Here is a 14,515-nt window from a genome sequence, read left to right on the forward strand (position 1 = left end):
GGAGGAATTCGGATGGAAATGAAAGCGCTGCGAATTGGCATGGTAGGCTACAAATTTATGGGGAAGGCCCACAGCAATGCGTACCGGGCGCTGCCCATGTTTTTCCCGGAGGCGCCGATTCAGCCGAAGATGGCGGCTATTTGCGGTCGTGATGCCGAAGCTGTTCAGCAGGCGGCGAGGCAGTACGGCTGGGCTGATACAGAGACGGATTGGCGGAGCTTGGTAACGCGTGATGACATCGATCTGATTGACATCAACGCGCCAAGCGATGCGCATAAGGACATCGCACTGGCCGCGGCTAAGGCAGGGAAGCATATTTTCTGCGAGAAGCCCCTGGCCCTGACGCTTGCCGACTCGCGTGAAATGCTGAAGGCTGCGGAAGAGGCGGGAGTGAAGCACATGGTAGGCTTTAACTATCGCTTCTCGCCTGCGGTCCGGTTGGCGAAAAATCTGATCGAAAGCGGCAGACTGGGGCAGATCTATCATTTCCGCGCCTGGTTTCTGCAGGATTGGATCCTGGACCCCGCCTTCCCTCTCGTGTGGCGGCTGCAGAAAGATATCGCAGGTTCCGGCTCCCACGGCGACCTTGGCGCCCATTTGATCGATTTGGCCCATTACCTCGTCGGGGATATCCAGGAAGTCATCGGCATGAGCGAAACTTTTATCAAGGAGAGACCACTCGCGGAAAATATGACCGGGCTCAGCGCCAAGGGCAGCCTGGGCGGACCGATGGGAAAAGTGACCGTCGACGATGCGACCCTGTTTATGGCCCGGTTCGCCGGAGGCGCGCTCGGAAGCTTTGAGGCGACCCGGTTTGCGGCGGGACACCGCAGCACGAACTCGTTCGAGATCAACGGCAGCAAAGGCAGCGTCAAATTTGATTTTGAGCGGATGAACGAGCTGGAAGTGTATTTTACCGACGATCAGGAAGATGTGCAGGGCTTCCGCCGGGTGCTCGCTACCGACGAGGCCCATGCTTATTCCCATGCTTGGTGGCCGGCAGGACATACCATCGGCTTTGAGCATACGTTTACGCATGAGATGCTGGAGCTGATGGAAGCAATCCACGAAGACAGACAGCCTTCCCCGAGCTTCCATGATGGCGTGAAATGCCAGGCTGTTCTTGAGGCCGTGGAACGTTCCGTTGAGGAACGGCGCTGGGTGGAAATTTCGGAAATGTAGGCCAATCAGGAGAAGAAAATGAACTGCGAATAGAGAACATATCAACCGTAGACAAGGAGCGTGCCGCATGAAAAAAGCACTGATCGTATGGGGCGGCTGGGATGGCCATGAGCCCAAGCAGGTAGCTGAGATTTTCAAAAACGTGCTGGAAGCCGAGCAGTTTGAAGTAGAAGTATCCGATACGCTGGAGGCGTTTGCCGATAAGGAAAAGCTCCTTGGGCTTGACCTGATCGTCCCCTGCTGGACGATGGGAGAAATCCGGAACGAGCTGGTGGCAAACGTGTCCGAGGCCGTCCAGAGCGGCGTGGGCCTCGCCGGCTGCCACGGTGGCATGTGCGACTCCTTCCGGACGCAGGTGGATTGGCAGTTCATGACCGGTGGACAGTGGGTCGCCCACCCGGGAAATGACGGTGTGGAGTACATGGTTAACGTGACGGACGGAGAGGAAGGTTCCCTGCTGCACGGCATTGGAGACTTTGAGGTCGCGAGCGAGCAGTATTACCTGCATGTGGATCCGGCGGTAGAAGTTCACGCCACGACCCGCTTCCCGGTTGCTCATGGCCCGCATTCGGCCAACAAACCGGTTGACATGCCCGTCGTCTGGACCAAGTACTGGGGAGGAGGACGCGTCTTCTATAATTCGCTCGGCCATCATGCCGACATCGTCGACATGCCTCAGGTGAAGGAGATGATGAGACGTGGCTTCGTTTGGGCCGCCGAAGGCAAAGAAGTCGGCTCTACCTGGCAGCCGGAGAATGCATATAACGGAATGGGAGACAGCCAATATTAAGGGGAGGGTTACACTTGGAGCAGATAAAAGTAGGCATTATCGGCTGCGGAAAAATTAGCAGCATTTATATGGAGAACTGCAAAAAATTCGAAGTGCTGGATCTGGTAGCATGTGCAGATATCGATAAGGAGCGTGCCGCAGAAAAAGCCGCGGAATTCGGTATCCCCAAAGTTTATACCCCTGAAGAGCTGCTCGCGGATCCCGAAATTCAAATCGTCATTAATCTCACCATCCCGGCTGCGCACGCGTCGGTCTGCCTGCAGGCACTGGAAGCCGGCAAGCATGTCTACGTTGAAAAACCGCTGGCCGTCACGCGCGAAGATGGGCAGAAGGTGCTTCAGCTCGCTAAGGAGAAGGGGCTGCGTGTGGGCTGCGCGCCGGAAACGTTCTACGGCGCCGGCATTCAGACCTGCCTCAAAGTGATCCAAGACGGCCTGATCGGCCGTCCGGTCGCAGCCACGGCATTTATGCTTGGCGGCGGTCATGAGACCTGGCATCCGGATCCCGAATTTTATTATCAGGCAGGCGGAGGACCGATGTTTGACATGGGGCCGTACTACCTGACCGCACTCGTGCAGCTGCTCGGTCCGATCAAGACGATCACGGGCATGACCGGCAAAGCGCTGGAAGAAAGAACGATCACCAGCTCCAAAAAATACGGTCAAAAAATTCCGGTGGAAATCCCTACTCACGTCGCCGGATTGATTCAGTTCGATGAAGGCGCGATTGGAACGATCATCACCAGCTTTGACGTATTCGGCGGCAGCAATCTGCCGAACATCGAGATTTACGGCACAAAAGGTACGCTGCGCGTGCCTGATCCGAACAACTTCGGCGGTAAGGTGCAGTACCGGCTCGCCGGCGAATCCGAGTGGAGGGAACAGCCGCTGCTGTTTGGCTACACCGAAAATACCCGCGGCATCGCCGCAGCCGACATGGCGTACGCGCTGCAGAGCGGGCGGCCTCATCGGGCGTCCGGCGAACTGGCGTACCATGTGCTGGAAGCCATGTGGGCGTTCCACGACGCTTCGGATGAGAAAAAACATTACGAGATGCAGAGCACCTGCACGCCTCCTGCGCCGATGCCTACCGGCCTTGCACCTTATACATTGGATCAATAAAGTTCAATTCTATAATCTTCAAAAAGCCTCCGTCAGCAGCCTGGACTGCTGGGGAGGCTTTTTGGACTGTTCCCATGATCAATGAATCAGTTTGCTTTCCTTCGCCTTCTTGACGAGGCCGGCGGCAAGCTGGTTGATGATCCCTTTCAGCGCAAGACCGATCAGGAGCGTGATCACGACATACACGCACATGATGAGCAGATCGCTGCGGACGACATCCCATAGCATCCCGCCAACCGCTTCGCGCATCATGCTGATGCCGTAGGTGAACGGCAGGAACGGATGGATCGCCCGGAAGAAAGGCGGCGTCGTCTGGATCGGAAAGGTCCCGCCCGACCCGGCCAGCTGCAGTACCAGCAGGACGATGGCGAGCGCTTTGCCGATATTGCCGAACACGGAAACGAGCGTGTAGACGATCAGCATAAAGACGGCACTGTTGACCAGTCCGAACACGATGAACCAGCCTTTGTCGACGACATAGGTTCCCAAGATGAACATGTCACCTGCCGTAACGAGGACGGATTGCAGCAGCGCCAGCGTCAGGAAGGTCAGGAATCGGCCGAAATAGATCTGAACGCTGTTATATTCCGCCCCGGCTGCCTGTGAATGCACTTCCGTCGTTACCAGGGATACGAGCAGCGTCGCTCCGACCCAGAGCGCCAGCGTCGAAAAGAAAGGGGACATGGCGGATCCGTAATTCGGAATCGGAAACAGCTGGTTTTCCTTCAGCACGACAGGCTCAGCGAAAAACTGGCCCTCCTGCTGGAAGTTGTTTTTCAGCAGGTCGATGACCTCCTGCAGGTTGCCTTCCGTTTCGAATTTGCGCATCCGGTCCGCTAACTCCTTGACTTTGGCTTCCACACCCGGAAGCTCCTTCTGGATGACGGAAACGCCCTGCGTGCCGATAGCCAATCCCTTGGAAGCGTCGGACAGCACCTTCTTGACGTCTGGCAGGCTCTGAACGGCAGAATCCATGACCTTCTTTGCTTCGGCGGCGGTCTTGGCCGCCTTCTGCAGCCCGCTTGCGATCGCCGGCTGAATTTCGCTGTCGTACCGTCCGAGGATGTCACCTAATAGACCGGATACGTCGCCGGAGAGCGTGTTCAGCTTGTTCACCAGATCCGCTGCCGGCTTCTCGCCTTTCTTCACCGCGCTGTGGATCTGATTGACCAGCGTCAGCTGCGACTGCATTTTGTCCCGGACCTGCTTCAACTTGGAGCTGACGAAGTCCAGGCGGCCGCCTGCGGTTTGGTTCAGCCGGTCGAACCAGTCGATTAGCGCTTGTTGAACTTCCAGGCCGGTAGTTAACCTGGAGGATATCCGGTTCAGCGCATCGAGCGCAGTCTGCGGATCGACATCCGGATCCTTCAGCAGTGCGGTCAACTGCTCCGTAGCCATGGAAGTCTGCTGCAGAAGCAGCAAATCCTGCTTCACATTCGGCGCGATATCCTTGGCGGCCGTGGACGCCTTCCCCATGAAATCATCCAGCCCCGCCGCCAGTTGCTGGCCGTTCTTGGCGAGATCGGTCACGAGCGGAAGAGCACCTTGAGCTTTGGATACCAGCTCGTTGGTCGTATGGATGTCCTGCGCGGCCGTGTTTACGGCTTGATTGATCTCCGGAAAATTCTTCTCCAGCTCGAACACCAGCGAGCGGACCTTCTCGATGGTCGGCAGCTGATTTTGCAGCTCGATGCCAAGCTCGTTGAAAATTTTGAAGATCGTGCCGTTGGCGGTTCTGACGAAGTTTTTGCTGACTTCCTGTATGATGCCGCTGGCTCCGGAAGAAGTGATCTTTGGTGACACGGCATTGATCTTCTCGTTCACGTAATACAGAATTTCGGCGTGTGTCGGATTGCCCGACAGCACCGTTGCAATCGAGGCTGAAAAATTTTCCGGAATGATGATGCTCGCATAATAATCCCCGTGCCGCACGCCTCTCGTGGCATCCGCCTCGGAGACGAACCTCCAGCCCAACTTATGGTTGTCCTTCAGCGAGGCGATCACTTCCTTGCCGAGGTTCAGCGATTTGCCCTTCATCGTCGTTCCTTTGTCGTTATTCGCGACGGCAATCGCAATATCACCGGTATTGCCGTACGGATCCCACGATGCCTTGATGTTGAACCAGGCGTATAGGGAAGGGAGAATCACAAGGCCGGCGATGATGACGAGTGCGGCCCAGTTCGTAACGATGTTTCTCACATCTCTGCCATAGATGGAAAAAATTTTGCTCATGGAGAACACCTGCCTCAATAATACCGTTTTGGTTAGTATTTCATCTGAGGAAGGGCGTCATACCGGAAACCGCGAATCCTGCCTTACCAGCCCATTCTTTCCTTCAGGGACGTGATATGCGCAAGGTGGTGATTGCCGTGCCATGCATAAGTGCACAGATGCTCGTTCAAATTGGTTTCTCCACTTGCTGGATGGAGGTAGGTTCTGAGCCACTGGTCACCGTTCAAACTCTCGAGCACAAGCACGAAACGGACGTGCAGCGCGTCCAGCAGATCCAGGGATATCTCAGGATCAGGCAGCGCGGAATCCGCAAGTTCAGCCCATAATTGCTCCTCATAAGGTTTTATCACCGGATTGTTCTCGGTTAAAGCAAGTTTAAGGCGAATCAGGCTGTTCATATGGCTGTCTCCGACATGATGCACGACTTGGCGTACGGTCCAGCCGCCCGGACGATAAGGTGTATCCAGCTGCTCCTTGGTTAATCCGCTGACGGCTTGTCGGAGCTTGGAAGGCAAGTCGCGGATTTCGCCAATCAGCGCCTTCCGCTCACCTTCGTTCAGTTCTTTCTTCGTTTCGCAGGGTCCAATGGGGTATTTCAATGGATCGGTCACAGATTTATCCTCCTGTTGGATCAGTAATATGTATAAGGGAAACCATTCCATTCAAGCAAGGATGGCAAGGATGGAAGGCGACTCCCCTGGTATAATGTTCGCTGAAGGATTCTTACGTTCCTCCAGGCCGGCCTTATGTATGCGCGGAAGCGATGCTGCTGAATTTGATCCACAGCCATTCATCCTCAGCCCTGAATTTGATCTCTTCCAGATAGGTGTTAATCACGGTGACGAAGCCCCGGATTTCTTGTTCCGGCTCGGCACCGGCAAGGTGCAGGGTTACTTTCAAGTGACGGCGGAGGGATTCCTCCAGCACATGACTGGTCTGTGTCCAAGCAGCCTCATTCATGGTAGAATTGATCATCGCCGATGGTTCGCAAGTTCGGTTGAACATGATTTCACCTCACTTATTAAGGAGCTATACATCGTATTATAGGCGAATATATGTTCGGTTACAACTATTGATCGGAAGATAAGCAAAGATGTTTGGGAGGTAAGCATATGGATGCCGAGTGGATCATTCAGGAAGCAAGGGAGTATGTTAAGGACCGATTGAAGTCAGAGCCGTCCGGCCACGACTGGTGGCATATTTACCGGGTGGCGGAGTGGGCGAAAAGGCTGGCGGATCAGGAAGAGGCCGACCCGCTCGTCTGCGAGCTGGCGGCCCTTTTTCATGACCTGGCCGACGAGAAAATCGTGCCTTCGAAAGAGGAGGGCATTGCGGCTATTTCCGCCTGGCTTGCGAACCACGGAGCGGATGCGCCGCTCGTGGATCATGTGCTGGAAATCATTAGGATGATGTCCTACGGCGGCGGAGGCGGAAAGCCCATGTCAACCCTGGAGGGGCGGGTCGTGCAGGACGCGGACCGTCTGGACGCCATCGGGGCGATCGGTATCGCCCGCACGTTTGCCTTCGGCGGGTCACGCGGAAGGCTTATGTATGATCCTGCCGAGCCGCCCCGGACCATCATGACCCAGGAGGAGTATCGCAGCCGGCAGGGGACGACAATCAACCATTTTTACGAGAAGCTGCTGAAGCTCAAGGATTTGATGAATACGCCGGCGGCTAGGCGAGAGGCTGCTTCCCGCCATGCATTTATGGAGCAGTTTCTTGCGCAGTTCAAACACGAGTGGCCCGGGGAGTAGCAGCCAAAAAAGGCGCATGTGAGCGCCCCCTCAAGGAATGTTGTACTCCACCAGCTCCGATATGGTCACGAAGCGATATCCGCGCTTCTGCAGCTCGGGCAGGATTTGTTTTAACGCGTCGACCGTTTGGGACTTGCCCTCCACATGGTCGTGCATCAGCACGATATCGCCGTTGCGGGCGTTGTTCAGCACCTTGTTCACGATTTTGGCGACCCCCGGCCGGTTCCAATCCCAGGTGTCCTGATGCCAGGACCACATGACGACGAGATAGCCTTCCTTTTTGCAAATTTGAATCATGCGGTCGTTATAATAACCGCCGGGAGGGCGGAACAGATAGGTTTTTTTACCGGTAACCTGATAGATGGCCTCCTGGGTCTCGCGCAGCTCCCGCACGATGACCTCCGGTGAGCTCCGGCGGTTAAAATACATATGGTCAAAGGTGTGATTGGCAAGCTCATGGCCTTCGGCCACCTGCCGCTTTGCCAGCTCCGGATGCTTCTGAATCTGTTTTCCGACGACAAAAAACGTTGCCTTCGCGTGATACTGCTTCAGCAGGTCGAGAATCTGCGGCGTATCCTCCGCATCCGGCCCGTCATCAAAGGTCAGGGCAATAATTTTTTCCCGGTTTGGAATCTCCCAGATCACGTCTCCCCGCTGTTCATAGTACTCTCTTCCTTGGTTTACGGGGGAAGCCCCCGCCGCCGGAGCAGCCGTCACCGAAATCGTCAAAAGCAGCATGGATATCGTTGCATAAAGCCTAGTGCGCATAAGGTTCTCCCCATTCTTCGTTGTCGATGGTTCCGTCCATGACATAGACAAGTTCGCTTCGTAGTATGCGACACGAACCGTTCTAACATACGCCGGGCGGGCCGTGTTACAATAGAGACAAGTCTGAATATGCCGGGAATGCCCGGGGAAGGTGCGGATCAAGGCATGTCCTATAAACAAATCAAGTGGATGATATTGATTATTCCTACATTGGCCGTAGGGATTTGGGAATATGCGAGGCATGCGTTTCTGATGCCTTATATATCGATGAAAGTGGGCAATTTTCTCACGCCGGTGTTTCTCTTCTTTATTAGCATGACCCTGCTGAATATGCTGTTCCGGAGACTGGAACAGGTCCAGGAGGAGCTGAACAGGGAGCGGGCGGAGAAAGCGGCCCTGGAAGAACGGGATCTGCTTGCCAGGGAACTGCACGACGGCATCGCGCAGTCTCTGTTTCTGTTGTCGGTCAAAATGGACCGGGCGGAGTCGCGCGGCCGGGGAGCCCGGGAGTCGGCGGACTTTCAGGAGCTGCGCAAATCGGTTCACGAGGTGAACCGGTACGTGCGGCAGGCGATCGCGGGCCTCCGCTATCCCGAATCGCCGGAGGAGCGGGAATACCAGGCTTCCATGCGTTCAAGGATCGAACATACGGCGAAGGAGACGCTGATCCAGCCCTGGATCGAATGGTCCATTCCGGATGCGGCTTTGAGCGCCAAGGAAAAAGTGGAGCTCCTGGCCTGCATCCGGGAAGCGCTGCTTAACATTCATAAGCATGCCCACGCTACCAAAGTGTCGATCAAAGGCACGCTGGATGGTCGGGGGTGGACGGTATTCGTCGACGACAACGGGCGGGGGATTCATACGGATCCTTTTCATTTGAAGGATCGATACGGCCTTAGGATCATGAAGGAACGCGCCGAGGAGCTCGGTTGGAAAATGCTGATTCTGCCGATGCAGCGGGGCAGCCGCGTGGAAATTAGAAAGGAGGTCCAAAACCATTGAATACGTTCAGAGTGCTGGTTGCCGATGACTCCGGCCATGCGCGCGAAGCGGTGGCGGAGATCCTGTCGGCTGACCCGGCGTTTGAAGTGGTCGGGATGGCCCACAGCGGCGAGGAAGCCGTGAGCATGACCGAGGTGTTGATGCCTGACCTGATTCTGATGGACATCCAAATGCAGGGCATTGGAGGATTGGAGGCGACAAGGCAGATCAAGCTGCAGTTCCCTTACGTCAAAATCGTCATGATCACGGTGTCGGACGATGTGACGCATTTGTTCGAGGCGTTAAAGCAGGGGGCGCAGGGCTATTTGCTCAAAAATTTATCCCCGTCGACGTGGCTCGAATATTTGCGGGGGATTATGAGCGATGAAGCTCCGCTCAGCCGGGAGCTCGCCACGCAAATTTTAAGGGAGTTTCCGCTGGCAGCAAAGAGTCCGGAGCATCATGAGACGCTAACCGCGCGGGAGCGCGAAATTTTGAATTGGGTGGCTTCGGGGCTGACGAACAAGGAAATCGCCGCCGAGCTCAAGATTTCCGACCAGACGGTCAAAAATCATTTGAAAAACATTTTGCAGAAGCTTCATTTGGAAAACCGGGTTCAACTGACACGTTATGCCCTGGAGAAAGGCCTGGTGAGCCGCAGGCAGGGTTTGTTCCAAAAGTTGAAAAAAGAGTAGTTCTCGCTTTTTCGGCGAACCGGCAGCGCAGAGTGCAAACTCTGCGTTTTTTTGTTGTCCGCCCTGGGACCGATTTGGATGAAATTATCCTGACTTGGAAAGTATAAACATCATTAATGGACAAGGTGGAGACCCGGATGGTTGGCAAAAAGAATTCCCGCAATGCTTCGTCGAGACAAAGCCCTTCGAACCGGGGAGAAAAGAAAGACTCTCAACATCAGCAAATCCAAGGTGATCTGGAAGCGGGAGATCAGCATTCGGACAGGCTGTTCCGTGACCTGGGAAGCAATCTGGACCGCTTGAAAAAGGACATGGGAGGCAGCCGCGATCTGGTGATCCGTGAGATTGTTGCCCGGAACTTCGGCAGAAAAGTGGCTTTCGTTTATATCGAAGGGCTGGTAGATACGACTTCGGTTTCAGAGTTTACGATCCAATCCGTCTTGAACGAGATCAAGCAGTTCGCTTCGGAAGCGGAGCTTGAAGAGGCCTGGGAACTGAATCAGGAGGCGGAGGAAGGAGGATTCGAAGGCGACGTCTTAGGCCAGAGCGTGGACAAGTTCAGCCAAGGTCTGGATGAAGATCACAGGGGCACCAGGTTTGAAGTGGACGAGAAATTTTTGCGTCTGTTCAAGGAAAAGACGCTGGCCGCCGGCGAGATTCTCGAGATCTCCGAGTGGAGCAAGCTGTATCTGCATCTGCTGTCCGGGGATACGCTGCTTTTTATTGACCGGATTGGCACGGCGATTATCGCCAGCACCAAAGGAGGAGAACGGCGGAGCGTCAGCGAGCCGGAGTCCCAGACGGTCATCCGCGGTCCGCGGGAAGGCTTTACGGAATCGATTCGCACCAACACGGCGCTGCTTAGAAGGAAAATCAAGAGTCCGAATCTGTGGTTGGAGGAAATGCAGCTGGGCAGGGTGACGCAGACCGACGTCGGCATCATGTACATTCACGGCATTGTGGACGATAAAAATGTGGAAGAAGTCCGGAAACGTCTCTCGGTCATCGACATCGACGGCGTCTTGGAGTCGGGGTATATCGAGGAGCTTATCGAAAATACGAACAAGACGATATTTCCCACGATATATCACAGCGAACGTCCCGACGTGATCGCCGCGAGCCTGCTGGAAGGCCGCATTGCCATCCTGGTGGACGGCACTCCGTTCGTGCTTCTGCTTCCGACCACCTTCAACATGTTCTTCCAGGCGTCGGAAGACTATTACAGCCGGTTTGACGTGGGGAGTTTGATCCGGGTTCTTCGCTTCTCCTCGTTCATTATCGGCCTGCTGCTTCCTTCTTTTTACGTGGCCATCATCGGATTTCACCAGGAAATGATTCCGACTTCCTGGCTGCTGAAGCTGGCGGTGCAGCGGGAGGGTGTTCCTTTTCCGGCGTTTGTCGAGGCCTTTATTATGGAGACGGTATTTGAAATACTGCGGGAAGCCGGCGTGCGGATGCCCCGGTCGGTCGGGAACACCATATCGATAGTGGGAGGCCTTGTTCTGGGGCAGGCTGCGGTCGAAGCAGGGATTGTATCCCCGGTCGTCGTCATCGTCGTATCGCTGACAGCTATTGCGAGTTTCGTGTCCCCGGCCTATAACATCGGAATTGCCGCACGGATGCTCCGTTTTATCATGCTGATCTCGGCATCGCTATTCGGCATTTATGGGATTGCCTGCACGCTGCTTATGATGGTACTGCATTTGTGCAGCCTGAAGTCTCTAAACGTGCCTTATATGGCTCCGTATGCGCCGATTATTCTATCTGATTTGAAGGATTCAATGATCCGGACGCCTCGGGATCATATGAAGAAACGGCCGAAGCTGATCAACAAGAACGATCCGGTCCGTTTCCGGGAAGGCGCGATGGGCAATCAGCAAGCTGGCCGGGATGAGAATGAGCCGCATAAAACACAGGATCCGGGAGAGGTGTGACCGGATATCATTTGAAATGTCAGAGCGGGCGTGCGAAGTCAGCCATGAAGGGAGAGCGATGATATGTTCCAACGGATTTGCCATATCACTTTATGTCTGATGCTCTTGCTGCCCCTGTCAGGCTGCTGGGACATCAAGTTTTTGGATCAGCTCTCCATCGTTTTAGGCATTGGGCTGGACGAGGATCCGGACAATCCGGAAAACATTCTCGTGACTCTGCAGGTTGTGGTACCAAGCCAGGCTTCGGAGAGCAGTCCGGGCGGCGGCGGCGGCACCAGCGGAATCCCGGTGACGAAATATACCGGAAGGGGGAAGACTTTGTTGGACGCATTACAGAATATGGACAATGTCGCGCCGCGCCGCTTTTATTTTTCCCACGCCCAGTTGATGATCATCGGTGAGGATTTGGCTAAGAAAGGGGCTGCGGACTTATTTGACTTGATCGACCGGGACCCGGAAATCCGGATCGATTTTGCAATGCTCGTCGCCAAACACGGGACAGCGGCGGAAATATTGGATACTTTGACCAACATGGAGAGATTGCCGGTCAAGCAGATGTACAAAACGATAGAAAGCTACAATAAGCGGGCCAGCGCTGCTTATCCCGTAAGCATTAAAGAGTTTATTCTCAAAGTGAACGATCCCAAGGAAATGGCCGTGACCGGGAGCGTTGAGTTCGTCGGTGATCCGGAAAAGGCGGGAACAAAGGGGAATATAGAGAAGATTTCGCCCGACGGCTATTTGCGAATCGGAAATATGGCCGTGTTCAAAAATGGAAAACTAGTGGGTTATCTCAAACAAAGCGATTCAAAGGGGCTAGCCATTATCAAAAATAAAGTGCAGCGGCTTGTCGTACCGGTTCCCGTTGAGGATGGAAAGGTACATGTCGCGATTCTTCACAGCAAGGCTTCGGTGAAAGCCCGTTTCAGCCGTGGAAAGCCGGAAGTCGTCATTCGGATCAAGCAGAAGGCGAACGTATTTGACGTTGACAGCCGCAAAGTCAGGGTAGATAAAAAGGAAACGATCAGCTGGCTGGAAAAAGAAGCCGAACAGCAGGTCATCAAGATGGTGAACGGTACCATTTCGACCCTTCAGCATGAGCTGGACAGCGATGTGCTCGGATACGGGAATCTGGTATATAAGGCCAGCCCGTCATATTGGAAGGTACATAAGAAAGAATGGGACACGTTATTCCCTGAAATTCGGACGGTCGTAAGTGCTGATGTGGAGATCTATTCGACGGGAGTTCGCAATCAATCCTATCTGCAAAATATGAAGTGAGGTGTTTCTCGTGGTTCCCGATTATATCATTACTGGCGCGGCCTTTGTGGCTGTGATTTTGAATTTTATCGTTCTCGGCCGTCAAGCGTCCAAAAAGGATCTGTGGAGTTCGACGACGATCTTGCTGTTCGGAGGGTTTCTATATATGATGCTGATCATGGATATCCCCTTGCCGTCTTTCGTGATCGTGATGAGCCATGTTTTCGGACCTCTCGCCAAGCCGGTCATGCAATGGGTGACGGAGGGCAAGGTGATCCATGGATAAGGGTAAAATTTCGGCTCAGCAGTTTGCCTTGCTGATGTATTTGTATATTATCGGCACGGCCGCGCTTGTTCAGCCACATACGCTTGTGTCCATTGCCGGACAAGACGCCTGGTTCAGCGTCATCATCGTCGGGATCATCCAGCTTGGTCTCATTACACTCTATCTGAAACTCGGCTTCCGGTATCCGAAACAAACGATTATCGAGTACGGCCGCTTGCTGACTGGAAAATGGTTCGGTTCAGCCATTGCCGTCGTTTACATGTTCTATTTTTTGATCTTGACCGCCTATGTGACACGGAACATCGGCAATTTTATCGGCTCGGTCGTACTTCCTCAAACACCGCTTGTGGTCAACATGGTGGTTATTTTAATTCCTGTCATTTACGGCTGCTATTTGGGGATCGAAGTCATCGGAAGGACAGGGGAAATTTTGTTTCCAATAGCGATGACCGTATTTGTGATCACATCCCTGACTTTGATCCCCAAAATGCATGCGGGCGAGCTGTTTCCGATGTTTCCCGAAGGCGTGATGCCTGCGATCAAAGCGAGTTATCCACTGCTAGGATTTCCTTCGCTGGAAATTGCTATCTGTCTCATGCTGATCCCGTTTGTACAAAACCAGCAAAAAATCAAAAAATATTTTTATATCACCAGTGTGTGTACCATGGTTTCCGGTACACTGCTCAGCTTGATCACGATCATGGTGCTTGGCGTGGACATGACGGCCCGATCTCCTTATGCCGTTTATGACGTGGCACGCGAGATCCGAATTGAGCGGGTGATGGAAAGGGCGGAAGTCATTGTGGGCATTATTTGGCTGATTACATCGTTCACTAAGCTCCTGATTTGCTTCTATGGTACCGTGATTGCAACCGTGCAGTGCTTTGACGTGATTAATTATAAGAACTTAGTGATCCCCTTTTTCTTTCTGATGCTGCCGATGTCCATTTGGGTTCTTCGCAATACGGCGGAACTGGAGTGGTCCGGAATCGTTTACCCGATGATGGCGGTGATCCCTGGATTCATTATACCGACGCTGCTGCTGATCGTTGGAAATCTCCGTGGACAGCCCGGCAGCGGTCAGGAGGAAAGTTCGGAGGCGCAGCCACAGCCACAATCACAATCACAATCACAATCACAATCACAATCACAGCCACAGCCGGAGTAATATTTTGGGGCAAGAGCCTACCTGATCATGATTGTAAATTGAATAGATTGGCTATTGACGGATCGATGCATCCTGTTTTAATATAGGCACATAAACGAATATATGAAATTGGCGTGTTACCATAACAATGGGCATGAGCCAAGAATTGATTCCTGCGCGGAGTCTATTCTTGGCTTTTTTTGTTGGTCTTTTTGGGAGGAGCGTGGCAATGGAAGAGAGCTCCCGACGTTTTGAAATCGCTTCCGTTTCAAAGATTGCGATCCCGGGGAGCTTCCAAGCGCAAGCATATAACTGGTTCCCACATAGTTCATCCGTTACTGGACATAATGGAAAAGATCCCT

General features: G+C 53.8%; 14 protein-coding genes. 10 read left to right on the forward strand and 4 right to left on the reverse strand.

The window, feature by feature from the left end:
• Positions 1–18: 18 nt before the first annotated feature.
• The 3 genes from CJP46_RS02035 (at position 19) to CJP46_RS02045 (ending at position 3,093) form a co-directional block, all read left to right on the forward strand.
• Entirely contained in the window at positions 19–1,182 is a 1,164-nt protein-coding gene (locus CJP46_RS02035) for a Gfo/Idh/MocA family protein (RefSeq protein ID WP_094595027.1), read from the forward strand.
• 67 nt (positions 1,183–1,249) lie between these two features.
• Positions 1,250–1,972 (forward strand): ThuA domain-containing protein, encoded by a 723-nt coding sequence (locus tag CJP46_RS02040; protein ID WP_094593929.1) that lies wholly within the window; start codon positions 1,250–1,252, stop codon positions 1,970–1,972.
• 14 nt (positions 1,973–1,986) lie between these two features.
• Complete coding sequence (locus tag CJP46_RS02045; RefSeq protein WP_094593930.1) at positions 1,987–3,093, forward strand: Gfo/Idh/MocA family protein; 1,107 nt, start codon at positions 1,987–1,989, stop codon at positions 3,091–3,093.
• Between the two features lie 78 nt (positions 3,094–3,171).
• Here CJP46_RS02045 and CJP46_RS02050 read toward each other — a convergent pair whose 3' ends face one another.
• The 3 genes from CJP46_RS02050 to CJP46_RS02060 all read right to left on the reverse strand — a co-directional run bounded on the left by CJP46_RS02050 (position 3,172) and on the right by CJP46_RS02060 (position 6,330).
• Positions 3,172–5,325: a YhgE/Pip domain-containing protein gene (locus tag CJP46_RS02050; RefSeq protein ID WP_094593931.1), complete on the reverse strand. Its 2,154-nt coding sequence runs from the start codon at positions 5,323–5,325 to the stop codon at positions 3,172–3,174.
• 83 nt (positions 5,326–5,408) lie between these two features.
• Complete coding sequence (locus CJP46_RS02055) at positions 5,409–5,936, reverse strand: YfiT family bacillithiol transferase (RefSeq protein WP_256992151.1); 528 nt, start codon at positions 5,934–5,936, stop codon at positions 5,409–5,411.
• A gap of 133 nt (positions 5,937–6,069) precedes the next feature.
• Positions 6,070–6,330 (reverse strand): YolD-like family protein, encoded by a 261-nt coding sequence (locus CJP46_RS02060; RefSeq protein ID WP_094593933.1) that lies wholly within the window; start codon positions 6,328–6,330, stop codon positions 6,070–6,072.
• Between the two features lie 107 nt (positions 6,331–6,437).
• Here CJP46_RS02060 and CJP46_RS02065 point away from each other — a divergent pair, with 107 nt between their 5' ends.
• A complete protein-coding gene (locus CJP46_RS02065; RefSeq protein WP_094593934.1) occupies positions 6,438–7,082 on the forward strand; it encodes an HD domain-containing protein in 645 nt (214 codons plus the stop codon).
• 30 nt (positions 7,083–7,112) lie between these two features.
• On the opposite strand, the gene CJP46_RS02070 is transcribed toward CJP46_RS02065, so the two are convergent.
• A complete protein-coding gene (locus CJP46_RS02070) occupies positions 7,113–7,850 on the reverse strand; it encodes a polysaccharide deacetylase family protein (RefSeq protein WP_094593935.1) in 738 nt (245 codons plus the stop codon).
• Between the two features lie 165 nt (positions 7,851–8,015).
• Between CJP46_RS02070 and CJP46_RS02075 the strand changes: the two genes are divergently transcribed.
• The 6 genes from CJP46_RS02075 (at position 8,016) to CJP46_RS02100 (ending at position 14,174) form a co-directional block, all read left to right on the forward strand.
• A complete protein-coding gene (locus CJP46_RS02075; RefSeq protein WP_094595028.1) occupies positions 8,016–8,852 on the forward strand; it encodes a sensor histidine kinase in 837 nt (278 codons plus the stop codon).
• On the forward strand, positions 8,849–9,526 hold the full coding sequence (locus CJP46_RS02080) for a response regulator (RefSeq protein ID WP_094593936.1): 678 nt from the start codon (positions 8,849–8,851) through the stop codon (positions 9,524–9,526). The genes CJP46_RS02075 and CJP46_RS02080 overlap by 4 nt, the downstream gene beginning before the upstream one ends.
• A gap of 137 nt (positions 9,527–9,663) precedes the next feature.
• Positions 9,664–11,460: a spore germination protein gene (locus CJP46_RS02085; protein ID WP_256992152.1), complete on the forward strand. Its 1,797-nt coding sequence runs from the start codon at positions 9,664–9,666 to the stop codon at positions 11,458–11,460.
• Between the two features lie 63 nt (positions 11,461–11,523).
• Positions 11,524–12,741, forward strand: a complete 1,218-nt coding sequence (locus tag CJP46_RS02090) for a Ger(x)C family spore germination protein (protein ID WP_094593937.1) — start codon at positions 11,524–11,526, stop codon at positions 12,739–12,741.
• A gap of 10 nt (positions 12,742–12,751) precedes the next feature.
• Positions 12,752–13,006, forward strand: coding sequence for a hypothetical protein (locus CJP46_RS02095; protein ID WP_094593938.1), 255 nt, complete (start codon positions 12,752–12,754; stop codon positions 13,004–13,006).
• Positions 12,999–14,174, forward strand: a complete 1,176-nt coding sequence (locus CJP46_RS02100) for a GerAB/ArcD/ProY family transporter (RefSeq protein ID WP_094593939.1) — start codon at positions 12,999–13,001, stop codon at positions 14,172–14,174. Before CJP46_RS02095 ends, CJP46_RS02100 begins: the two co-directional genes overlap by 8 nt.
• Positions 14,175–14,515 lie beyond the last annotated feature (341 nt).

This window comes from Paenibacillus sp. XY044, from assembly GCF_002257645.1.
Classification (GTDB): Bacteria; Bacillota; Bacilli; order Paenibacillales; family Paenibacillaceae; genus Paenibacillus_AQ.

Coding starts and splice junctions, on each gene's coding strand:
- CJP46_RS02040 (WP_094593929.1), top strand. CDS start 1,250: ATGAAAAAAGCACTGATCGTATGGGGCGGCTGGGATGGCCATGAGCCC.
- CJP46_RS02075 (WP_094595028.1), top strand. CDS start 8,016: ATGTCCTATAAACAAATCAAGTGGATGATATTGATTATTCCTACATTG.
- CJP46_RS02035 (WP_094595027.1), top strand. CDS start 19: ATGAAAGCGCTGCGAATTGGCATGGTAGGCTACAAATTTATGGGGAAG.
- CJP46_RS02050 (WP_094593931.1), bottom strand. CDS start 5,325: ATGAGCAAAATTTTTTCCATCTATGGCAGAGATGTGAGAAACATCGTT.
- CJP46_RS02100 (WP_094593939.1), top strand. CDS start 12,999: ATGGATAAGGGTAAAATTTCGGCTCAGCAGTTTGCCTTGCTGATGTAT.
- CJP46_RS02065 (WP_094593934.1), top strand. CDS start 6,438: ATGGATGCCGAGTGGATCATTCAGGAAGCAAGGGAGTATGTTAAGGAC.
- CJP46_RS02090 (WP_094593937.1), top strand. CDS start 11,524: ATGTTCCAACGGATTTGCCATATCACTTTATGTCTGATGCTCTTGCTG.
- CJP46_RS02060 (WP_094593933.1), bottom strand. CDS start 6,330: ATGTTCAACCGAACTTGCGAACCATCGGCGATGATCAATTCTACCATG.
- CJP46_RS02085 (WP_256992152.1), top strand. CDS start 9,664: ATGGTTGGCAAAAAGAATTCCCGCAATGCTTCGTCGAGACAAAGCCCT.
- CJP46_RS02070 (WP_094593935.1), bottom strand. CDS start 7,850: ATGCGCACTAGGCTTTATGCAACGATATCCATGCTGCTTTTGACGATT.